Source organism: Candidatus Neomarinimicrobiota bacterium (assembly GCA_018647265.1).
Taxonomy (GTDB): Bacteria; Fidelibacterota; Marinisomatia; order Marinisomatales; family TCS55; genus TCS55.
This window is the reverse complement of record JABGTK010000004.1, coordinates 15,564-38,903: the sequence shown is the minus strand read 5'-3', so window position 1 is coordinate 38,903 and position 23,340 is coordinate 15,564. Positions and strand designations below refer to the sequence as shown.

Annotated in this window: 25 protein-coding genes; 2 read left to right on the top strand and 23 right to left on the bottom strand. The window is 38.8% G+C overall.

Annotated elements, in window-relative coordinates; all coding sequences use genetic code 11:
- The first annotated feature begins 101 nt into the window (after nt 1-101).
- Nucleotides 102-1,001, top strand: coding sequence for a proline dehydrogenase (locus HN459_00285; protein MBT3477878.1), 900 nt, complete (start codon nt 102-104; stop codon nt 999-1,001).
- Nucleotides 1,002-1,068: 67 nt separating this feature from the next.
- The gene (locus tag HN459_00280) at nt 1,069-1,467 is read left to right on the top strand and encodes a CoA-binding protein (GenBank protein ID MBT3477877.1); all 399 of its coding nucleotides are present in this window, start codon (nt 1,069-1,071) and stop codon (nt 1,465-1,467) included.
- Nucleotides 1,468-1,504: 37 nt separating this feature from the next.
- On the opposite strand, the gene HN459_00275 is transcribed toward HN459_00280, so the two are convergent.
- From HN459_00275 to HN459_00165, 23 genes are all read right to left on the bottom strand, one after another.
- Complete coding sequence (locus tag HN459_00275) at nt 1,505-2,401, bottom strand: NAD(+)/NADH kinase (GenBank protein ID MBT3477876.1); 897 nt, start codon at nt 2,399-2,401, stop codon at nt 1,505-1,507.
- Nucleotides 2,401-2,631, bottom strand: coding sequence for an exodeoxyribonuclease VII small subunit (gene xseB, locus HN459_00270; protein ID MBT3477875.1), 231 nt, complete (start codon nt 2,629-2,631; stop codon nt 2,401-2,403). Before xseB ends, HN459_00275 begins: the two co-directional genes overlap by 1 nt.
- 30 nt (nt 2,632-2,661) lie before the next feature.
- On the bottom strand, nt 2,662-3,882 hold the full coding sequence (xseA, locus tag HN459_00265) for an exodeoxyribonuclease VII large subunit (protein ID MBT3477874.1): 1,221 nt from the start codon (nt 3,880-3,882) through the stop codon (nt 2,662-2,664).
- Nucleotides 3,879-4,739 (bottom strand): hypothetical protein, encoded by an 861-nt coding sequence (locus HN459_00260; GenBank protein MBT3477873.1) that lies wholly within the window; start codon nt 4,737-4,739, stop codon nt 3,879-3,881. Before HN459_00260 ends, xseA begins: the two co-directional genes overlap by 4 nt.
- A 117-nt stretch (nt 4,740-4,856) precedes the next feature.
- Complete coding sequence (locus HN459_00255; GenBank protein ID MBT3477872.1) at nt 4,857-5,144, bottom strand: integration host factor subunit beta; 288 nt, start codon at nt 5,142-5,144, stop codon at nt 4,857-4,859.
- Between the two features lie 5 nt (nt 5,145-5,149).
- Nucleotides 5,150-6,040: a signal peptide peptidase SppA gene (sppA, locus tag HN459_00250; protein ID MBT3477871.1), complete on the bottom strand. Its 891-nt coding sequence runs from the start codon at nt 6,038-6,040 to the stop codon at nt 5,150-5,152.
- Nucleotides 6,022-7,632 carry a LysM peptidoglycan-binding domain-containing protein gene (locus HN459_00245; protein ID MBT3477870.1) on the bottom strand — a complete coding sequence of 537 codons (1,611 nt, stop codon included), beginning with the start codon at nt 7,630-7,632 and terminating at the stop codon, nt 6,022-6,024. The genes sppA and HN459_00245 overlap by 19 nt, the downstream gene beginning before the upstream one ends.
- A 53-nt stretch (nt 7,633-7,685) precedes the next feature.
- Nucleotides 7,686-8,156, bottom strand: coding sequence for a D-glycero-beta-D-manno-heptose 1-phosphate adenylyltransferase (gene rfaE2 / locus HN459_00240; protein MBT3477869.1), 471 nt, complete (start codon nt 8,154-8,156; stop codon nt 7,686-7,688).
- Nucleotides 8,140-9,210, bottom strand: a complete 1,071-nt coding sequence (locus HN459_00235) for a DUF2851 family protein (protein ID MBT3477868.1) — start codon at nt 9,208-9,210, stop codon at nt 8,140-8,142. The genes rfaE2 and HN459_00235 overlap by 17 nt, the downstream gene beginning before the upstream one ends.
- Nucleotides 9,200-9,883, bottom strand: coding sequence for a 1-acyl-sn-glycerol-3-phosphate acyltransferase (locus HN459_00230; protein ID MBT3477867.1), 684 nt, complete (start codon nt 9,881-9,883; stop codon nt 9,200-9,202). Before HN459_00230 ends, HN459_00235 begins: the two co-directional genes overlap by 11 nt.
- Nucleotides 9,884-9,917: 34 nt before the next feature.
- On the bottom strand, nt 9,918-11,186 hold the full coding sequence (gene serS / locus HN459_00225) for a serine--tRNA ligase (protein ID MBT3477866.1): 1,269 nt from the start codon (nt 11,184-11,186) through the stop codon (nt 9,918-9,920).
- Nucleotides 11,187-11,750, bottom strand: coding sequence for a dTDP-4-dehydrorhamnose 3,5-epimerase (gene rfbC, locus HN459_00220; protein ID MBT3477865.1), 564 nt, complete (start codon nt 11,748-11,750; stop codon nt 11,187-11,189).
- Entirely contained in the window at nt 11,750-13,060 is a 1,311-nt protein-coding gene (locus tag HN459_00215; GenBank protein ID MBT3477864.1) for a UDP-glucose/GDP-mannose dehydrogenase family protein, read from the bottom strand. Before HN459_00215 ends, rfbC begins: the two co-directional genes overlap by 1 nt.
- Nucleotides 13,061-13,080: 20 nt before the next feature.
- Nucleotides 13,081-15,135, bottom strand: coding sequence for a hypothetical protein (locus tag HN459_00210; GenBank protein MBT3477863.1), 2,055 nt, complete (start codon nt 15,133-15,135; stop codon nt 13,081-13,083).
- Nucleotides 15,136-15,138: 3 nt separating this feature from the next.
- Complete coding sequence (gene tsaD, locus HN459_00205; protein ID MBT3477862.1) at nt 15,139-16,119, bottom strand: tRNA (adenosine(37)-N6)-threonylcarbamoyltransferase complex transferase subunit TsaD; 981 nt, start codon at nt 16,117-16,119, stop codon at nt 15,139-15,141.
- Nucleotides 16,116-17,111: a hypothetical protein gene (locus HN459_00200; protein ID MBT3477861.1), complete on the bottom strand. Its 996-nt coding sequence runs from the start codon at nt 17,109-17,111 to the stop codon at nt 16,116-16,118. Before HN459_00200 ends, tsaD begins: the two co-directional genes overlap by 4 nt.
- A 28-nt stretch (nt 17,112-17,139) precedes the next feature.
- Nucleotides 17,140-19,053, bottom strand: a complete 1,914-nt coding sequence (rpsA, locus tag HN459_00195; protein MBT3477860.1) for a 30S ribosomal protein S1 — start codon at nt 19,051-19,053, stop codon at nt 17,140-17,142.
- 6 nt (nt 19,054-19,059) lie between these two features.
- The gene (locus tag HN459_00190) at nt 19,060-19,728 is read right to left on the bottom strand and encodes a (d)CMP kinase (protein MBT3477859.1); all 669 of its coding nucleotides are present in this window, start codon (nt 19,726-19,728) and stop codon (nt 19,060-19,062) included.
- Nucleotides 19,729-19,818: 90 nt separating this feature from the next.
- Nucleotides 19,819-20,526 (bottom strand): rRNA pseudouridine synthase, encoded by a 708-nt coding sequence (locus tag HN459_00185; protein ID MBT3477858.1) that lies wholly within the window; start codon nt 20,524-20,526, stop codon nt 19,819-19,821.
- Nucleotides 20,513-21,073 carry an SMC-Scp complex subunit ScpB gene (gene scpB, locus HN459_00180; protein MBT3477857.1) on the bottom strand — a complete coding sequence of 187 codons (561 nt, stop codon included), beginning with the start codon at nt 21,071-21,073 and terminating at the stop codon, nt 20,513-20,515. Before scpB ends, HN459_00185 begins: the two co-directional genes overlap by 14 nt.
- Nucleotides 21,074-21,082: 9 nt before the next feature.
- A complete protein-coding gene (locus HN459_00175; protein MBT3477856.1) occupies nt 21,083-21,799 on the bottom strand; it encodes a segregation/condensation protein A in 717 nt (238 codons plus the stop codon).
- On the bottom strand, nt 21,792-22,772 hold the full coding sequence (trpS, locus tag HN459_00170; GenBank protein MBT3477855.1) for a tryptophan--tRNA ligase: 981 nt from the start codon (nt 22,770-22,772) through the stop codon (nt 21,792-21,794). The genes HN459_00175 and trpS overlap by 8 nt, the downstream gene beginning before the upstream one ends.
- Complete coding sequence (locus tag HN459_00165) at nt 22,773-23,309, bottom strand: HNH endonuclease (protein ID MBT3477854.1); 537 nt, start codon at nt 23,307-23,309, stop codon at nt 22,773-22,775.
- Nucleotides 23,310-23,340 lie beyond the last annotated feature (31 nt).

Below are 23,340 nucleotides of genomic sequence, written 5' to 3'. Positions count from 1 at the left end.
TGAATTTTTTACTTATTTTTCTGACGGTAATAACAAATTAATTAAATCAATTTGAATTCCATTTGATGTTCCCTGTTTTACTATCCTAAATTCGTCAACTTATGTTGAGGCTAAATTCATTCATAGCAATACTCATGCCCTACTTCCCAAAATGGTTTGTTCGCCCATTTGCCAAACCGTATGTTGCGGGAGAATCACTAGAAGAAGCACTGGGAATTGTTCAAACACTCAATGATGAAGGGTTCGCTGCTACCATGGATATCCTTGGTGAATTTGTTCATTCCACCGATGAAGCCAACCAGATCAAGGACGCCTATTCTGATGTGATTCAAAGAATTGCTGATGCTAATCTAGATAGTACTATTTCGGTAAAGTTGACCCATTTGGGACTTGAACTCGACCCACAAATGGGAGAAGACAATATCCTTGCATTGGCCCAAAAGGGGAAAGAGAATAATGTGGGTGTCACTATTGATATGGAAAATTCTCCTTACACAACCCAAACATTTGAAATCTACAAAAGAACTCTTTCCATCTACAATAAAATGGGTACCGTGATCCAAGCCTACCTCTTCCGCAGTTTGGATGATATTAAATTATTAGACTCTCCCCTTCTTAACCTACGCATCTGCAAAGGTATATATAAGGAGGCATCGGAAATTGCAATTCAAAAACGAACTGCCATTAATGATAATTATGTGGAGATGGCCAAGACATTATTGAATGGCAGTGGTTATGCTTGTCTCGCCACTCATGACATATCTCTCATTGATAGATTGGAAGCATTAATCGAGACGGAAAACATTTCACCCAACCGCTTTGAATTCCAAGTACTCTATGGTGTTCCCATGGGCAATCGTTTAGAACAGTTGAAAGCTAAGGGATACAAAATTCGTGTTTATGTTCCCTTCGGAGAAGCTTGGTTTGAATATTCTGTCCGACGCCTTAAAGAGAATCCAAAAATTATATCCTATGTGATGGGTAATTGGTTCAAGCGGTAAGAGTTTAAGTATTAACTTTATCCACACTTGAAGGTATAAACACTAAAACACAAGAAGACGCTGATTCATGAACGATTCTACTACAATTAAAAAAATATTTAATTTAAAAACCATCGCCGTGGTGGGTATGTCCCCCAAATCTGAACGGCCCAGTCATTATGTGGCCTTATATTTAAGAGATAATGGATATACCATAATCCCTGTAAATCCGGGACAGACAGAAATTGCAGGAGAGACATGTTACCCTTCTTTAAAAGACATTCCAGTACCTGTTGATATTGTGGACGTTTTTCGCAGATCAGAACATGTTATGCCTATTGCTGAAGCCGCCATTGATATTGGTGCTAAAGCACTTTGGCTCCAGGATAATGTCATCAATGAAGAGGCAGCCCGATTAGCAGAAGAAAAAGGACTGTTTGTGGTCATGAATGATTGTATGATGCGGCGACATAGACAACGTCAATAAAATTAAACGGTACGAGAATCTTTCTCGTGTTGTGCCTCTATTCCCCTCGTTTCCCCCAACCCATTTTTCGGCGGAGCGTCTGAAAATAATTAGAATCCTCAAAATCGATCATGCGGATTTCAAAAGGTGCCCGTTGAATAAATATTTTGGCATTTGGAGCAAGGTATTCACTTACTTGCCCGTCCACGGCAAAGGCTATTTCTTTTAAGTCATCTTTGGGGAAACTAATCTCGAGATTACGATCATCAGGTAGAACAATAGGTCTTAAGGTTAAGGTATGCGGACTAATAGGCGACACGACCATAGCTTTCAGGCGCGGCATCACAATAGGGCCACCTACAGATAAGGAATAAGCAGTTGAACCGGTAGGTGTGGCAACAATAAGTCCATCTGCTTTATAATCAGAAACAAAGCGGTCGTTGGCCAAAAGGCGCATGGTAATAATTCGATTGGATTTTCCCCGATCAATCACAAAATCATTCAGGGCATAAAAAACTTTAAGGCCTTCCCCATTGACAATTTCTGCTTTAAGTACCATTCGCCGCTGAAGCCCATAAGACCCAGCCAAAACCATATCCAATCGACTGAACATTTCATCAACCGTCACTTCCGCCATAAATCCCAATTCACCTAAGTGGATACCCAAAATCGGTGTTTTGCGATGGCCTACTGCTCGAGCCGCAGAAAGCATAGTGCCATCACCGCCCAGTGTTAGCAAAAAGTCAATTTTATAAAAATCTTCTGCCGATTCGATTACATTAAATTTATAATTGGATTCATTCCCGATTTTCTCCCTAATCCGCTTGGTAATAAATGGGGAAATCTTCTTTTCTTCAGCCCATTCCATGATAGGATCAAGTAATTTCCAAAATCGGGTTTTATCCGTATTCCCCCAGATTCCGAAAGATTTTGGTTTTTTTACCGAGGCCGACATTAGCCTTCAAAATCCTCCGTTTTTACTTTTCCATCAGTATCTTTCATAAGCACTTTGATTTGTTGCTCAGCCGATTCCAAATGATCCTTCAATGAATCGGTAAGTTTTACACCTTCTTCAAATAAAGTTAAACTTTTTTCCAGAGATTCACTTTCTCCCTCTAGGGATTCTACTATTTTTTCAAGGCGCCCCAAAACTGCTTCAAATTCAAATGTTTTTTGTTTACTCATCGTTCAATTTAATCTTTGTTTTTATTTTACTCAATTACCTTTAGCACCAGTGGATATCTTCCTCTTTTTCTCAGCTTCCATTGATCCTTGCCCTGTTTTCAATAAAAATGATTCACCCACTTTTAATTCATCTGCATATCGAAGGATACTGCCATCAGACTTAAAAGCTAAGCTGTATCCCCGGTTGAGAATATCGTTTGGATTCAATACAGTCAATTCTTTTTCAAATCCTTTAAGCTTCGTTTTAGCCAAGGATATTAAGTGATTCATGGAAAAACTCAATTGATGAGTCAGAACACCCAGTTTTTCTCGATTACGATTCAAAATAGTACGGGGATGCTGTAAAGTTTGACGATCAATCAAGTGGTCGAGCATTTGCCATAGACGATTCAACCGATGTTGAATTATCATGGTTAATCGGTCGAAGTTTCGGGACAACTCCATTTTAATTTCGTCAGTACTTGGCGCAACCAATTCAGCTGCTGCAGAAGGTGTGGGCGAACGAAGATCAGCCACCATATCACTTATGGTAACATCAGTCTCATGCCCTACAGCCGAAATAATAGGAATGGAACAAGCAGAAATCGTTCGAGCTAACGCTTCTTCATTGAATGCCCATAAATCTTCTAACGATCCGCCACCGCGACCAATGATGATAACATTCACATCTTCCAGAGATTCAAGATCTTTGATACCACCAATAATATCATCTGCTGCTTCACCCCCCTGAACCAATGCCGGTCTTATAATAATTTCTAAATATGGTGCCCGGCGGGACAAAATATTAATCATATCTCGCAGGGCTGCCCCAGTACGAGAAGTGACAATACCAATTTTTTTAGGATAAGATGGTAATGACTTTTTCAAACCTTCATCGAATAATCCTTCAGCAGCCAACTGTTTTTTCAGCGCTTCGAATGCCAAGTACAATGTGCCGATCCCCGCCGGTTCCATCATCTGAACCATCAATTGGTACTGGCCACGGGGCTCGTAGACTGTTATTTTCCCTTGGAGCAAGATATCCATTCCATCTTCAGGTTTGAAGTGGATTGATTGGTTAAATCCCCGAAACATGACACAGCGCAATTCTGCGCCACCATCTTTTACGGTGAAATACATATGTCCGGAAGAATGGTGCTTAAAGTTTGAAATTTCACCCTGAACCCAAACACTCGAAAAGCGTGATTCGATTTGCCCCTTAATCTGGGCGGTAATTTCGGAAACAGATAATGCTGTACGAGATTGGCTCATGGCAATTCTGGGGAACCTGCTTCAAGCCAGCAATATTCCCAAATGGACGCAATTCGAACTACAGCGCGACCTAACCGATCGTTTAGTAACGGCCCTGTCTCTTGATATAAAATATCCAAATATGGCTTTTCGAATGGCAGAATATTATAAGTATTTAATTCTTTAGCCTGATCTATAGTGAGCAATTTCCTAGCCTTTGAATCAGCATCAAAAAGCTGTTCATGTACAGCAAAAGATTCTTTTACAATTTTCATAGAAAATGAAACTGGATCTACCACGACCTCTTTGGAACCGATAGCTTTGATATTTTTAACATATATATCAACAAGACGCCCTTCCCAGCGAAAGTGAACGCCTTCGTTTCCTGTAAATTGACCATTATAATTTAAAACAGTATGCAGTGGCATATGGAGGTCCGCCACGTAATGCCCAAGGACACCCATATAATAGACAGCTTCATCAAATCGTTTAGCCTTAAACAGGTAAATAATTCGATCGCATGTTTTTTCTATGCTCCAAGGCACCATACCCATTTTTTTTACATTCGCTTCACCATATTTTGCTAGAAGCGAATCATAATCCATGGGAATATTATCGAATGGATATTGGTCGTAAAAATCCGCATCAATAAAATGACGGGGAAATTCATTTTTATCGGTCCCTTTGATATAATCAGGGGCCGGAGCATACCATTTCAGAGCGTCTGAATTTCGTTTCAGAAATTGACCGAATGGACCGTTAAGTTGTCGGGATGCTGTATAATTTAATCGACGATGGCCGTCATACCCCCAAGCCCTGACAAAAGATGTCAGGACGAGGGGAACGGTTAAAAGCCAAATAATACTGGCCCGTTTCATTTTAAACGGGTCTTATACTTTTTTCTTTTTATGACGATTGGCGCGCAAGCGTTTTTTCCGCTTGTGAGTATTCATTTTACGCCGTTTACGTTTTTTACCGCAGGGCATGTCACCTCTTTATTTTGTCAGATTTTCGTTTACGTGTAAACGCATATGTTTCGCCGGTTTAAATGTCGGCACATGGCGTTCTGGTAAATATATTGCTTCACCTGTTCCAGGGTTACGTGCTTTTTTGGGCATCCGATGTTTAACACCAAATGTACCAAATCCACGTAACTCAACACGTTCATTCCGTCCTAGTGATTCAACGATAGTGGCCATTACGCCATTCATTACCGTTTCTGTTTCAACCTTTGTCAATCCGGTGGCTTCTGAAACAATATTTACTATATTTTGTTTGGTCATGATTCTTACTCCATCCGCCAGCGATAAGCCGGTAGTTCATCAAACCAGCTGCTGACTGTTTGCCCCAAATTCCCGGAGAACCAGTCCAACAGCGAGGGGCGTTTCTTCTGTTTTCGAACCGTTTTTGGTTTTCCTGAAATATTACCCATTAATCCCGCTAATGTAATAGCATCTTCATAAGTACCAATAACATCAATAAGGCCTAATTCTTTTGATTGCAATCCGGTAAAAACGCGACCATCGGCTAAGAGAATTACATCTTCTTTTGCAATGGTTCGGCTCTCCGAAACAGCGTCAACAAATTGATTATACATATCTGTAACCATTGCATTAAGATGAACCCGATCTGCATCTGTTACATTTCGTGAATATGATCCCACATCCTTTAATTTTCCACTCTTTACTGTTTCAAATTTGATACCGACTTTATCCAATAATTCTGTCAATACAGGATATTGTATAATAACGCCGATACTGCCAACAATGGTACCCGGATTGGCCATCAAAGTATCCGCAGCTACAGCAATATAATATCCGCCTGAGGCTGCTACCGTTCCCAAACTAGATACTACCGGTTTTTCTTTCCGAACCGATTTTACTTTTTCATAAATTTCTTGGGTTGGTGCCACCAATCCTCCCGGTGAATCTATCCGAAGAATAATGGCAGTAATATCATTTCGAGATCTAAATTTTTCTAATTGCTTTACCGTCGATTCAGCAGAAACAATAGGGCCGTTTATATTTACGATTCCAACCTTTTTTCCAGGGCCATCACTAGAAGACCCATTAGACCACGTACCAATCTTAAAAGCCATCACTAAGGCAAAAAAGCTCCCCAACCCCCACCAGAGCCACCTCTGGTTAGATGTGGGTCGTTTTAACCCTGCTTGATCCATAATGTCAATTTTTGCCCGGGATAAATATGCTGCCCGTATTTAATGCCATTCCATATTCTGATTTTGGAAGCACGCGTACCATAATCTTCTGCAATATGACCCAGTGTATCACCCCGTTTAACTTTATACGATACTTTATTATATCCCGACATTGCGGAAGCTGGCACTGATGCTAAATTCATTCCTGGTACAGGGATGGTCAATTTCTGTCCAATGCGTATCATACTACGGTTTTTTAATTTATTTACTGCAGCCAAATCATGAATTGATACGCGGTATTTCTTTGCAATTGTCCAGAGACTTTCACCATTTTTTACTTTATGTGAAATAAATTGAGGCGCAAATCTTTCCGTTTCTGGGAGTGCATTATAATTTTTCACAAAAATATCTTTTTTCCCTTTGGGAATCTTCAATGCATAAGCGCTTGTGGGTGTGGCTGATTGCCGAAGTTCAGGATTAAGATTTTGTAATGTTTTAAACGATGTTTCTGCGGAACTGGCCAGAACAGTTAAATCAGCACTATTTTCAATGGTAACAATATCATAAGCCAGAGCTGATTCTTTTTTCTCCTTAACAAAAAAGCCATATTTCTCAGGCGTTTTTGCAATAATAGTTACAGCCAAAAAATAGGGGATATAATTTTTTGTTTCCCTAGGGAGTGAATGAAGCTGCCAAAAATCCGACGTCTGGTGCAAGCGGGCACCTCTCCTGATTCGGCCTTCACCTGCATTATAAGCAGCCAAGGCTAAATACCAATTATCAAATTCATCATAAAGATCGGTAAGGTAGGCACAAGCAGCACGGGTTGCTTTTTCAGGATCACGCCTTTCATCCACATACCAGTTTCTTTCTAGGCCATACATTTTACCTGTGGAATAAATAAACTGCCACATACCATTGGCCGCAGCTTTAGAATAAGCCTTTGGATTCAATCCCGACTCAATCATGGCCAAATAGATCAATTCTGGCGGCAGGTTACATTCATCTAAAATCTGAGATATCATTGGACCGTACACATTTAATCGATCTAGCCATATTTCAAATTGTCGCCGACCTTTGGTTTGAAAATACTTAATAGTTTGATCCACTTTTTTATTGCGAATCAAGGGAATATGTCCATCACGATCTTCCACTACTGTGAATTGGGATGCTCCCATTTCTACTTCTAACGGTTCGGTAAAAGTGGTTACATCCATCCGTAACTGTTCCGCCGTAATAGCCGCATCCTCTTTATCCAACGTATTGAACCTGTGGATATATAACTCCACTAGCGATTCCTCAAAACGATTGAACTCGTCTTTATCCTCATCATTCTTTTCGCCATATTGGTCTGCTTCAGTTAACAGGTCAAAAATACGATTAAGTGTATAAACAACTTCCAGCGTATCTTCCATAACGTCAGCAATTAAAGCATCGGATAGCAATACTTTTATGTCGCGTAATAATTGCGGTAAACGGTTTTCATTGTTTTCAAAACCGTTCCCATTTTCATAATGTTCTTGTGATTCCTGAACCGGTTTCTCTTCTTGAGAGAAGCCTTGGCCCACACTCAACATTGTTAATATTAAAATTCTTGTAAATGTCTGTTTCATGAATATTTAGGGTAAATTTAGCTGGCGAAATTAGGCGACTGGGGCTTCCCTAGTCAAGACCTTTTCCCCATGTTTTCGAGTATTTTTGTTGTACTATAGCCTTCCAAAAAAGGCAGGATGATTACTTTACCTCCATTAGCTTCAACTTCATTACAGCCGGCAATTTCATCTTTTTGGTAATCACCGCCTTTAACCAATATATTGGGTAATAATTCTGATATTAATTTTTTTGGAGTTTCCTCATTAAAAATCACAACTGCATCCACATAGTCCAGAGCCAGTAGCGCTTCACCCCTTTCCTCTTCTGGATTGAGAGGCCTCTCAGGCCCCTTTAGATGTTGCACCGACTTATCTGAATTAAGACCAATAATTAAAAAGCCACCCAGTTCCCGAGCTTCTTTTAAATAGGTAGTGTGTCCTTTATGGATTATATCAAAACATCCATTGGTAAAAACAACTATTATTCCTGTCGCCTTTAATTGGACAATGTTTTCTATAGCTTCAGACTTAGCCCAGATTGCCATATGATCTCTTTACCGGACAAATTATGCAATGTTTATCATTACAAAATGATTCTTCTAATACAATAAGTCCCTGAAGTATGGAAAATGTTTTTAATTGGCTGGTTGACAAAACACCACTGAATTGTTTTTGAAAACGCCCATAACTATAACCCAGTTTTAAATTGAGCCATTCTTCTTTTAATTTTTTATAGGAATTAAAATCTCTCTGATTCAGGCAAGTGCTTGCAGCTAGTGGGTTAAAAATATTTCCAGTCAACTCAACATACAAATTTAGATTAACCATTGATTTTAGTTTTAATAATACCTCGGCTGGAGGAGTAATTAATATATTTATGTATTGAAACAAATTGTAGACATTTGAAATTCTATTTTCTGGCCAGGCATTAGGCCGAATTCCTCTGTGATGCCATTGAATATTTATCAATTCAGGGGAATCAGGGGTTTTTCCTCTTTGAAACAATTCAAGCAAATGAAGAAAGTTGTTTTCATTTCCTCCCTTACCAAAAAGTTTGAAACTATCTTGAAGCACCCTATTCTTCCAGTTTCGCGATTGATATCGATGCACTTTTTGGGACCAGCGTTTTAATCCAAATTCTATGAGTGATTTTTCTAATGATGGCCCTACGTTAGGCATCTTTAAATCACATTGTAAATCTTCACCCTTGGGGTTAAAATAAATTAGACGGTTATTTAATTTTCGATCTGCCTTATCCGGAAAGGCGGTGATGTGTAAAATTATATTGTTATATTTTGGATCGCTTTCATGCCCGTGGTAAAACCAATCTCTGGCGCGAATATGAACCTCAATTTTTCCAGAAATTAATTTACCTTCAGTGAAAATGATAGCGTCATGAATATCTGGCCCTTCATTTTTATTGACAATGCCCGGATTGATTATCATGATTGGTTGGCGATTAATATCATTAAAAATGGTGCCTTTCCGAACTTTGATCCAAGCATCAACTAGGGATTTTTCATAAATAGGTGATTCTGAAACATACCCACTTTGCCATGGCATAGCGTCCGGAATCGAATAGATTGATTTAGACCGCATTTTGCCATTCTTCTTTTAGAGCCACAACATTCTCCCGCACACTGGCCACAAATTCATTCCGGGAATCATAGGGCTGGGTTTTTGTATCAATTGGACTTCCAATTCGTAACTCAATTGTTTGACTATTTAAAGTTAATCCTTTTTTCTTCATGACATCTCTAGTTCCGCAAAGAGCAATGGGCACAACAGAGATACCCATATTCATAGCCAAAACGAGACCACCCTTTTTAAAAGGCATTATTGCACCATTTAATGAACGGGTGCCTTCAGGAAAAATGATGATTGAGCGAGGGTTTTTAGCCATGGAATCTTTTGCTTTATCCAAGGAATTTAATGCTTTTGCATGATTTCTTCGATCCACAAAAAAGTGCCCACCTGCCATCATGGCCCAACCAAATATTGGAATTCTTTTCAATTCAATTTTTGCAATAGCCACCAAGTGGTAAGGCAAACCTGCAAATACCAATGGAATATCCATTGCTGATTCATGATTGGCGACGAACACATAGTTTCCTTCTTTGTCAAGCTTTTCAAGTCCAACAATTTGATATTGAATACCACCAATCATTAGTAACCACTTGGACCAAGTTTGAGTAATCCAACTTAAAAATTTACCGCGCCACTCAAAGATAGATCCAACAATTCCTGCTGTGGCGAAAATAATCGTCCACAAAACTACATTAATTAAAAACCAAACAGATCGGAGACTAATCTAGGACCTCCGCACCGAGATATGATTGTAGCGGCTTGGGAATATCAATACTTCCATCTTCTTTTTGGTATGTTTCCAGAAGTGCCACCAATAGCCTTGGTGTGGCAACACCACTGCCATTTAAGGTATGGACAAATTCAACTTTCTTATAATTAGCTTTGCGGTAACGAATATTGCCCCGACGCGCCTGGAAATCTTCAAAATTACTGCAAGAAGATACTTCCAACCATTTTCGTTCACCCGGCGCCCACAATTCCAGGTCGTAACATTTGGCTGCAGAGAAACTCAAATCTCCTGTACATAATTCAATCACTCGATATTTCAATCCCAATGATTGCAAGATGTACTCAGCATGGATAACCAATTTTTCCAATTCTTCATATGAATTTTCCGGTTTAACCAATTTAACCAGTTCCACCTTATTAAATTGGTGAAGTCTTAGAAATCCTCTTGTGTCCTTTCCATAAGAACCTGCCTCCCGACGGAAACAAGCCGAATAGGCGGCATAATTAATTGATAATTGATCTTCATTTAAAATTTCATCTTTATGTATGTTTGTCAAGGGTACTTCTGCCGTGGGTATCAGCCACAGGCCATCCTTTTCAGAAAAATACATATCTTCAGAAAATTTTGGTAATTGTCCTGTCGTAATTGCAGATTCTGAGCGAACAAGAAAAGGCGGGAAAATTTCTGTATAACCGTGCTGGTCCGTTTGTACATCCAGCATATAGTTAATCAGCGCCCGTTCCAGCTTTGCGCCCCTTCCTGTATATAATGGAAAACCGGAACCAGCAATTTTAGCGCCCCGTTCAAAATCAAAGAGCCCCAGTGCTTCGCCCAATTCCAAATGATTTTTAAGCTCAAAATCATATTCAGTTGATTCGCCCCATTCACGCACCAATGGATTATCTTTTTCATCCTTCCCTGCAGGTACAGATTCATGTGGAAGATTGGGTAAACCCAATAAAAGCTCATCCAACTTAGTCTTTGATTCCTGAGTTTTTTCTTCTAACACTTTTATATGTTGAGAAACCTCCCGCATGGAGTTAATTGCATCATCCGCATTTTCCCCTGATCTTTTAGCTTTGGCAATTGCATCAGAAGCTTTATTTCTTTTGGCCCGCAAATCATTGGCCTGTCCTAAATCTGTCCGGTACTTTTCATCTAATTTTAATATACCCTCAATTGCTGGATTTTCCCCTTTAGATGTTAGTTTTTGCGCAACTTCTTCTGGGTTATTGCGGATATGTTCAATTGGTATCATTTAGTTCTTTTCTCGGTACATGGGTAACAAATTTGGATCCATATCTTTTAACAAAGGTAAAATATGATCTTTTTCAGATACCAATTTATCACCAATGCCCCATTCAATCCCAATTTCAGGATCATCCCAGTAGATACCATATTCATCTTCCGGATGATACACATCAGTACATTTGTACTGAAATATGGCCGTTTCCGATAAAACAAAATATCCGTGGGCAAACCCCGGTGGAATATAAAAACGGGTGTGTGTTTCGTTATCCAAAAGGGCTGATTCAAATTGGCCAAAGGTGGGCGATCCTTTGCGGATGTCCACAGCCACATCCAATACTTTACCTTCACTTACCCAAACCAATTTCCCCTGGGCAAAATTCAATTGATAATGCAATCCGCGCAATACACCTTTGGATGACTTGGCTTGGTTATCTTGCACAAATTTGGAAGGTAAGCCATGAGCCTCAAAATCAGAAGATTTAAAGGATTCAAAAAAGTATCCCCGATTATCTAAGTGTACATTTGGTTGGATTTTAACCACCCCACCGATGGATGTTTGGGTTACTTTCATTATGATTTTTTGCGCCCCACATTATCGTAAGTAAATCCTAATGAATTTAATTTATCCATACTTAAAATATTTTTTGTGTCTAGAACAATAGGTGTTTTCATTAAGGATTTCAATTCATTCAAATCCATCCCTCGTAATTCATTCCACTCTGTCAGAATCACACAAGCGTCAGCACCATCAACTGCATCTTGCCAAGATTCATAATACTGAATTTTGGGATAGTGTTTTTTAAAATTTCCCATGGCTATTGGATCATAAGCACGAACATTTACACCGGAATCAATTAATTGTGGTATAATCACTCTTGAAGCAGCTTCCCGTACATCATCTGTTTGGGGTTTAAATGCCAATCCCAATATAGCCACTGATTTTCCATTTAATTTATTATTCAGAAGATTATTTATTTTTGAAACCATTCTCTGCTTTTGAGATGCATTCGTTTTGATAGCTGCTTCTATTGTGGGCAAGGGACTACCATTTTTTCGGCCGGTAGCCGCTAGTGCGTGGGTATCTTTTGGAAAACAAGAGCCACCGAATCCAGGTCCAGGATGTAAAAACTTAGGACTTATCCGTCCGTCGATACCCATCGCTTGAGCAACTTCATGAACATCTGCATCAACAACTTCGCACAAATTTGCAATCTCATTGATGTAACTTATTTTCAATGCCAAAAATGCATTTGCAGCATATTTAATCATTTCAGCCGTTTCAACTGAAGTAGAAAGGATTGGTGTTTCATTGATGTAAAGAGGGCGATAAACTTCTCGCATAATATCAATTGCTTTATTTGTTCTGGCGCCAAGTACAACTCGATCGGGATGTAAAAAATCTTTTACGGCAGCTCCTTCCCGCAAAAACTCCGGGTTGGAAACATAATCAAATTCTGCTTCAGGATTTATGGATTGAATAATTTCTTCAATCTTTTTTCCTGTTCCAATGGGGACGGTGCTCTTGGTACAAATTATTTTATACTCATTTAAATTTTCACCGATTGCTTTTGCTACTACTTCAACAGCATCCAAATTTGCTTCCCCATTACTACCTTGGGGTGTACCTACAGCAATAAAAATAACGTCCGATTCTTTTATTGCTTCAGCCACATCTGACGAAAAATGCAAACGACCTTTTGTTACATTTTGTTTCACCAGAGATTTGAGCCCCGGTTCGTAAATTGGAACTTTTCCCGATTTTAATTGATCAATTTTATCAATATCAATATCAACACATGTAACATGATGACCAAATTCAGAAATACCAGCGCCACTCACCAAGCCAACATATCCAGTGCCAATTATTGTAATTCGCTTCATTTAAATTCTTTCTTCAAATTTTATGATAATCCTCTTTTTCGGCGGATAAACCACTCAATGCATAAAAGGAGAATCATGATAAATAATAAGATTCTACTCTCGTTAAATTTAACAATTTCTGCCTTGAATTCACGACGTACTTTTGGATTGATTTTAATTAAAATACTATCTCGTGATGTCCATTTGAAAAATTGTCCATTAGTATTATCTGAAATGGATGTGAGCAACTTTTTGTTTAAATGAACTTGATTGAGTTCAATCTGGCTTTCCAGTACTTGAAATGCACCTGATTGGATTGGGATTTTTTCTGAATTAAACTGGATAGAATAGTTATATTCGCCAGGACCGGGTGCTCGGAATTCTCCTACCCAACGTTGCTCTTCTATATTGAATAATATATCTCGAGAAATAATATTTGTGACACCATTTTTGATATTAATAATTATATTTACCGCTGCACCCATTTCTTGATTAAATGGTTGTGTTCCTGTAATCTGCACCATTTCTCCCTGTTGATATCGATCTTTATTGAAACGAAAAAAGTTCTCATGTTCACCACCAGTTTTCAACAGCCATGAAATGGATTGATCCCAAATGATCGAAAACGGCCCGTCCTTATCTAACTTTTGGTCATTAAAGTAAAGTATATTAATCCCTGGGGATGTCCACGTCATCGTCCGGATATTGCCATTCTCATTTCTTAACCAAAGGGGCCAATTCGATTCGGAAATTGCTAGAGTATCTGAAGTTAATTCTCTTCCAGAAATAAGAATATTTTGATTTAAGGGCGGCAGATCAGTTTCATCGAAATTTTGTTCCTCAACAAAATTCCAATAATTAGGTTCAGTTTCTGGGACACTGTCTATAGTGGCAATACCGAGAATGGATGTTATCCCCTTTAAAGATGAATTAGACTGATTAGGGCCTGAGAATAAAAGAAGCGCAGCTTGATTTGCCAAAACTTTTTTTCCAAGAATTCGAATAAAATTAGAAGATAATGGTTTTATTGGATAATTTTCAAAAATGATTAATTCATAAGGTGTTTCCCAAAAAGATTTAATGGCAGGACGAAAACGCTTTTCTGTCATTCGTGTAAAATGATCCAATTCTATTCGCGGATTTTGCTTTAGAACTCGCTTTAAAACAGCTGTATTTTTATTTGGACTCCCAGTTAAAAGTGCCACTTTATATCGATCTTTCAATACAAGAAGATTGAAATTCTGTCGGTTATTTTGAATGTTAATTTCATCTTCTACCGATGAAACTCTGACCTCATACTTTTGTTTACCAATTTCTTTGGGCCGAAAACGAAAATTTACTTCCCTTCTGGATCCCTGTCCCGCGAGTCGAATATGTTTTGATCCTACCAAGGATTGATTATTATAAAGTGACACACTGAGTCGATCGCTTATATTCCCAACAGATTGGATTGTAGTACGAACATTCACACCATCACTTTTTAATACAACCGTTGGTACATCAATAGACTGAATCGCCACATCAACCAACTCACTGTTTTCCCCTATTCCTAGTGTATAAACAGGAATATTAACGTTTTCAAATTTTAAAATCGGATTTTTTCCTTCTGTGATTATACCATCAGAAACGATTACAACACCAGCGAGATTCTTTTCATCTTTTTTTATTTTTTCCGAAACGATTCCCAAATTTGTTGTAACGCCCATTCCATTTAGTTTTGGGGAATTCACTTTTTTGATTTTGTCTGAAAATTGATATAAATCGTAAGAAATATTTTTTTCCTTCAAGCGGTTCATAAATGACAGCACCCCAGATTGAATCGCATTGAGAGACGGTGTTTGATGATACTTTATACTGGCGGAATTATCAATAAAAATGGCCCAATCCAGTTTTTTCTCTTTTTCACCCGAAAAATTTACAATTGGGTTTAATAACAATAATCCAAAAATGATAAAGATTAGGATGCGACAACCAAGTAATAATTGATACCATTGTTCATTTGAAAGAATTTTATATAAATAGTAAATCAATCCGATGCCAATAAAAATTGTCGCCCAAAAAATAAAGTCCACCTCATGGAGAAAATTAAAATCCATTACTTATGCTAATTTCAAATTAGGTTGAATAGGGAAATCGATATTACTTTTTATCCCCCGCGACAAATACAATTCACCCAAATAAGCAATCATTGCTGCATTATCAGTACAAAGGGATAATTCAGGAAAAATCACTTTTTCTGTAGCTAACATTAATTCCACATTTTTTCGCAAAGATCGGTTGGCCGCTACGCCGCCAGCAATAACACAGGTAATGCAGTCTGTTTTTTTCATAGCCCATTTTAATTTGGTAATTAATACATCTACAATAGCCTGTTGATAACTTGCTGCCACATCATTCATATTTTCATTTTTATGGCTATCCATATAATAAAGAAGGGATGTTTTTAGTCCACTAAAACTGAACTCAAGATTGCCCTTTTTCATCAATGCCCGTGGGAATTTGATAGCATTTCTATTTCCGCTAATACTCAATTTTTCTATTTCAGGACCGCCGGGATATCCCAGACCCAATATCCTCGCCCCTTTATCAAATGCTTCACCGGCTGCATCATCCCTGCTTTCGCCCAACATAGAATAGTCATTCACATCCTTAACGTGCCATAATTGAGTATGCCCACCAGAAACTAGGAGACAGACAAAAGGGAATTTTAACGCAGGATCAGCCAGAAAGTTCGCAAAGATATGGGCTTCTAAATGATTTACACCAATAATGGGAAGCCCAAGCCCTAAGGCTAATCCTTTTGCAAAACAAATTCCGGTAATCAATGTTCCCGATAAACCAGGACCTTGAGTCACAGCTATTCCTTCTAATTCTTGAGGGGATATTTTCGCATCCTTTAATGTATCCGAAACCATGTCATTTAATAATTTCTCATGTTCGCGGGAAGCGATTTCAGGAACGACACCACCATACTTTTGGTGAATGGTTTGGGTACTAATTTGCGATGAGATTATTGAACCATCCATAGATACTGCCGCTGCAGTTTCATCGCAGGATGTTTCAATCCCGAGGACGATCAACCGACCCTCTTGGTCACCACTAATTCAATACTTTGTGGGGAGAGATCCATCCATTCGATCACATCTAATGGTGTGTGGACTTTTACATCATAAAATTGCTGTTGTGAATTCCACTGGTTAAAATCTACTGTGATTAAAATATCATCCGATTTCAGATTAGCGATAAAATCAGTTCCTCCAACTACTGTAAGGGCTACCGTTTGTGGACTTACAAACGCCTGAAGGTTATCACGTTCATTCAAAATTTTAACTGGGATTTCACTAATAATCCGTTCGCTAATTGATTGAACTTTTTGCCGATATGTTATCGTTTTGGGCGTGTATTCAATTAATTCACCACGGGCCACTTTCAAAGTAAGAGTTGTAAAAATATTCGAAGTTGCATTCAAAATAGTATCTGATTCTGTAAATACTTCAGATACATTTTCAACAATATTTCTTGAACCGGCTATTTTTACTGATTTTGGTGAAACATTTGGTTGTCCAACCAAGGAATAACCCGGCGCCGGTTTTATCAATATATCCAAACGAACAGAAACATTCTTTTCTTTATACTCATCAAGGCTGATGTGCACCGAACTGGGATAAATGACTTCCACATATTTCACTTCAAAAGTAGATGGAATGACAACTTTTTGTGGGTATCTCTCGAAATAATCATTCAGGATAAAATCGTATTCTTCAGAAATGCGTTCTAAATCCAGAACTAGTTTAAAATTTGGAATAAAATTTTTGAGAATGACTGTTTTAAATAACGAACGACCCCTTCCGCGCAATCGCACCTTTGCTACATCAGGAACTTCTTCTTTCAAAGCATGGCGGGCGGGCAAGTTTCGTGCTTCGATCGGCACATCCACTACCATAGTATATTCATTCTCACTGACAACAAATAACCACAGCAGCACAGCCAAGCCGATGGCACCAAGTCTAATTCCCAGCTTTTGCAAGGAGAGGAAGGACTTTAGGCTATTAGGATTGAATCCCTTCCCCATATTTATTTAGGAGACTGAGAGACGGAAATTATTCCTCCACCGCCTCAGTATCGCCTTCAGTTTTTTCTGTAGCACCAGTGGGTATTTCGATTTTTTCACCTTCAGGCTCATCTTGGCTTTCAAGATATTCCTGAACTTCATCAACCTTACCCGGTTTATCGCTACTCAGTTCTTCTACGTAAAGAACAACTTTTTTATCGTCCGGTTTAACTTCCATAACAACACCACTCATTTTTTGACCGGCTTTGTACTTGGAAGAAAGCGCTTTGCGCTGGCGTTTGGGTTGGCGACCAAAAGGAATTATTCCCTCCACATCCTGATCCAGCATTAAAATTATGCCTTTATCCAGTACGCGAACCACTTCACCTTCTATTTCTTTCCCTGTTTCAAATTGTTTTACCAATTCTGGCCATGGGTCTTCTTCCACTTGTTTCAGTCCAAGGGCAATGCGTCTGCTTTCACGGGAAACTTCTAATACGCGAACTTCGACCGTTTGGCCTTTTTCAATAATTTCCTTTGGATGACGAACTACTTTTGTCCAAGACAAATCAGAAACATGGATTAAGCCATCAATACCTTCTTCCAATTCAACAAAAGCGCCAAATTGAGTCAGATTAATGACTTTTCCTTTCACAATTGTCCCAACCATATATTTTTCTTCAATCTGATCCCATGGATCTGCTTGGAGTTGCTTAGCACCCAAACTGATTTTTCGTTCTTCAGCATTGATAGCCAATACAACTGCTTCAACTTCATCACCCAGTGAAAACATTTCTGATGGGTTTTTAATATGGCGAGTCCAAGACATTTCTGAAACATGGACCAATCCTTCAACTCCCGGTTCAATTTCAACGAATGCACCGTAGTTGGTTAAGCTGACAATTTTTCCACTAATCTTGGTTCCTTCAGGATAGCGATCTTCTAAATTCTCCCAAGGATGTGGCGTCAGTTGTTTGAGCCCCAATGAAACGCGTTTTTTCTCTTTATCAAAATCTATGATCTTAATAGTAAGTGTATCATCCATACCAATTAATTCTGATGGATGATTAACGCGGCCCCAGCTAAGGTCGGTAATGTGGAGCAAGCCGTCGATACCGCCAAGGTCAATAAATACACCAAAATCGGTAATATTTTTAACGCGGCCTTCCATGACATTGCCCACTTCCAACTTCTCGAATAATTCGTCCTGCTGTTCAGCCAGACTTTCTTCAAGAATCGCTTTGTGGGACACAACTACATTTTTACGGAATTCATTGAATTTCACAACCCGCAATTCCATTTCGGTATCAATATATTTATCAAAATCCTTTACAGGGCGAACGTCAATTTGCGATCCAGGTAAGAAGGCTTGAACACCTTCTAAATCCACAACCATACCACCTTTAATTCGACGAACAATGCGACCACTGATGATTTCACCGGTTTCGTGAATTTCACGGAGTTGGGTCCATCGACGAAGAAAATCTGCTTTTTCTTTTGAAAGAACAGTTTTTCCACTTTCATCTTCCATGCGCTCAAGGTAAACATCCAGTTTTTCACCCACTTCAGGAAGGGTGTCTTCAGTGAATTCATCTCGGTGGATGACACCTTCAGATTTAAAACCGATATCAATCAGTATCTCTTTTTCATTCATCCCGATGACACGGCCGGTTACGATTTCACGTTCATTTATTTCTGAAAAAGTCGATAAATACCTATCTTGTTCTTCCTGTGAGACCTCTTCAATTACCGCGGAGCTCATTAGTTCCTCGAGGGATACTTGGCGCACTTCATTAAATAAATCTGAAGCCAAGTAATTTAATTCTGGTTTTGGCACATCCTTGCCAGGAGCATCAGCTCCGTTAGAAGTCGTAGGCGCTTCGTCCACTATTTCAGCGCTGACCGCTAATTCAGGAGAATCATTGGTCTGTTCAACGACAGGTTCTTGTATTGTTTCACTCATGTTGGTTTAGTTTCCTATTGTTAATGTTTTTACTTTGTTGACCATAAAGTCAACCTGCTCATTGATTGTCATTTTAGATGTGTCCACTTCGATAGCGTCATCGGCTTTTCGTAATGGTGAATGGGATCGTCCTGAATCCAGAGCATCCCGTTGGCGAATTTCTTCAACCAACTCATCAATAGATTTTTTCTCTCCAATTGCTAATAAATCCAATTGGCGTCTTTCCGCCCGAATCTTATCATCTGCAATCAGGAAAAATTTGAATTCGGCATTGGGAAACACAACAGTTCCTATATCCCGGCCTTCCATGACACAATTTTGATCTTTCGCAATATTTCTCTGGAAATCAACTAAAGCAGACCGAACTTGGGGTAGCGCACTCACGGCGCTCACCTGGGAGGTAACTTTAGCTTTTCGGATTTCAGTTGAAACATCTTCCCCGTTTAAATGAACGACCAAACGGTCGTCAGTTTTATCGAGTTGGATATTCATACTTTTGAGCAATTGCTCAAAAGCTCTCTCATCATCCAAAGAAATCTGATCCCTCAAAACAGCCAATGTAACGCATCGATACATAGCACCTGTGTCTAAATAAGTGAAGCTCAATTTCTGGGCCACTAATTTAGCTGATGTACTTTTTCCTGTTGCTGCAGGTCCGTCTATGGCGACAATCATCTATTTTCCACTCTCAATGAGCCAAGAAATTTAAGGCTTTCTTTATAAGATTACCAATTTAATAAGACAAATTTAGAATGAAGTAATTCCTCAGGAATTAAGTTTATCAAGTGCCTTTAGTTCACTCTCATTTAAGTCCCGCCATGCACCACGAGCAATGTTTCCAAGTTCAATTGGACCGAACTGAATTCGGTCTAAACTGAACAGTTTTCTTTTCATCCTGTACATCATTCGCCGAACTTCCCTCTTTTTCCCTTGGTAAAGACGCAATAATACTGTCGCACGGCCTTTCACTTGTTGCTGTTCAACAACTTCTGCTCTACCCCATTCTTTCTGTCCAATATATACTCTAGTTGCCAAGCGTTTAACTTCCCAACCGCGGAATACTTTATCAATTACAACTTTATAAATTCTGGGAATTCTATTCTTCGGATGCATAAGTTTGTTCGCCAATGCACCATCATTCGTCAATAATAATAACCCAGTGGAATCTTTATCTAAACGGCCAACGGGGAATAGGCGTTCTTCCGTCTGAATTAGATCCATCACCGTCTTTCGCCGCATGGGATCTTTCACCGTAGTAATATATCCTTCGGGCTTATTTAATAGGATGATTCTTATATTTGATTCCGGTTTAATACGAGCATTGTCATATCGAACATCATCGGAAACTTGAACATCATAGGCGGGGTTTACCTCCACCACACCATTGATCGTAACAGTGGCACCTTTTATCAATTTATCCGCTTCTCGCCTAGAGGCGATACCAGCTTGGGCTATAAATTTATTTAAACGCATTAATTTGCTCTGTAAGGGCTGGTTGCTCCTCTAATAATTCAGCTACTTCTTTAAGTTTTGGTAAATCTGCAATACGGCTCAATCCAAAAGCCTGCAGAAATTCACCAGTAGTGGCATACATTAAAGGCCGACCGGGACCTTCATCCCTACCTTTTATATTTATGAGGGATTTTTTTAATAAAGTTTTTAGGACACCTGCACAATCCACACCACGAATGGCCTCAATATCGGATCGGCTGATAGGTTGCTTATAAGCCACAATGGAAAGGGACTCTAGAGACGCTTGAGAAAGATGGAGTTGACCTGTTTTGTTCAATAATCGGCGAACATACATATCATACTCCGGTAATGTCCGCAGTTGAAATCCACCAGCTACTCTTTGAATTTCGAAAGCATTTCCCTGAGCCAAATATCGTTCAGAAAGTTCTTCAGAAACTTCTTCCAAATTGGGCGATTCATTTTCAAAAATTAAATTAACCTTTTTCTGCGTAAGTGGTTCCGGGCTTGCAAATAACAATGCTTCTATTATTAGTTCAATATTTTCCATGATTATCTTTTAATTTTTTTCGAGTCGATGAATTTCCATATCATCAAATAACTCATTTTGATAAACAACAACTTCAAACAACCTCATAAGATCGAGGATGGCTAAAAAAGTAACAATAACTTCTATTTTATCTTCACATTTTGATAATAAATATTTGAATCTTAAAATACCGTCCCCATCAAAAGATTTAAGGATAAAATATTTTTTGTCATCCAAACTGACCGGTTCTCTGTGCATTTCATACGAGGTGATCACAGGCCTTCTGTCCATAGCTTCTTTAAAATATTGAGCCAAATCAAAAAGATTTACTTTGCGCAAATAAACGCCTGGATCATCCATTCCTTCTATATCTTGAACAGTTGTCCGCTCATGGCGATAACTTTGCTCATGCCATTGCATCGATAAATCTGTTGACACATCCTTAAAGCGTTGATATTCCAATAACTGTTTCACCAACTCTGTTCTTGGATCAATTGGTTCACCTTGATCATCCAATTCAGTGCGTGGAATCAACATTTTAGATTTTATACGCATTAGCGTAGCAGCCATTAGAATGAATTCACCGGCAACTGAAAGATTCATTGATTTCAAATCTTCAATAATTTGCAAATATTCCGCAGTAATTTGGGCAATGGGGATATCATAAATATCAATTTCATCACGACGAATAAAATATAGCAATAAGTCCAATGGCCCTTCAAATTGACTGAGTTGAACTTTATACATTTACTTCTCCATATTGCAACCCCATCGCCTCCCTGGCTTTGGTTAAATATGAATCGGCTACAGCGCCAGCTTTCTCAGCGCCTTCATTTAATTTTTGTATAACATAGTCTTTATGACCGGTCAAGTATTCTCGTTTTTCCCGGAACGGTTCAAACTGTGCCCAAAAACATTCGAATAATTCCTGCTTCACATCGCCATAACGCATACCAGGTGTTCCGAATCGATCGGCCAAAGTTTCTCGTTCCGAATCATTCAGGAATAGGCTATACAACTGGAATAAGGGTGAGTTGATATCTTTTGGTTTATCAATTTCAGTAGAGTCGGTAACGATTGACATAAACTTTTTTCGAATCGCTTTTTCAGCGCCAAAAATTGGAATGGTATTTCCATAAGATTTACTCATTTTCAGACCATCAATTCCCGGTACTAATTGTGTGGTTTTTTCAATATCCGGTTTAGGAACGACAAATACTTCACCAAAAGTTTTATTAAATCGAATGGCCATATCCCGGGTCATTTCAAGGTGTTGTTTTTGATCTTTACCAACAGGAACAATTTCGCCCCCAAATAAAAGGATATCAGATGCCATTAGAATTGGATATGAATAAAGACCAACATTGGCGGTGATTCCTTTGGCAAGTTTATCCTTATAAGAAGTAGCTCGATCTAAAAGGCCAACATTCACAATATTGGATAAAAGCCAAGTGGATTCACATACTTGTGGCACATCACCTTGAATCCAAAATGTTGATTGATCAGGATCCAGCCCAAGAGCCATAAAATCCATTGCTGCATTCAATGTATTGGAAGCCAGCCGATCTTTATCTTGGATGGTTGTTAAAGCATGATAATTCACGATAAAACAAAATAGGTCATTTTCTTCCTGATACTTAATCATTCTGGACATCATTCCAAAATAATTTCCCAAGTGTAGATCACCTGAGGGTTGAATTCCACTCAAAACACGTTTCATTTAAAAAGACTCCATAAATAAATAGGGCCGCCATGCCGTTTGTTTATCTTGAATAAATTGTTGAAAATGATGAATTTTATTGGGCTTTTTCGGCATCCGCTTTAAAGGCATTTTGGCTTCGAATGGTGTTCGGTTACCTTTTTTTCTGTTGCAAACCTGGCAAGCGGTAACAAGATTTTCCCAAGAATCGCCACCACCTTTATTTTTCGGCATTACATGATCAAGCGTCAATGGACCTTTTTTAATCAAGCAATACTGACACTGATGCTTATCCCGAATTAATAAGTTCTTTCGACTTAATACTACATCCATTTTGTGATGCCGAACAAAATCTTTTAGCTTAACAATGCTTGGCAAGGATAACGTTACCGACGGTGAATGAACCGATTCATTATATGATTCCAGGATTTCTACCTTTTCATTATAAAAAAGACAAATTGCATGGCGCGCTGTACAAATATCCATTGGTGAATAATTCGTATTTAGCACCAAAACGGAGCGATTTAGGATAGAGCCATTTATTGTTGGCGAAATCATAGCACAGAATTTACACCGTTGTTTCATCAGA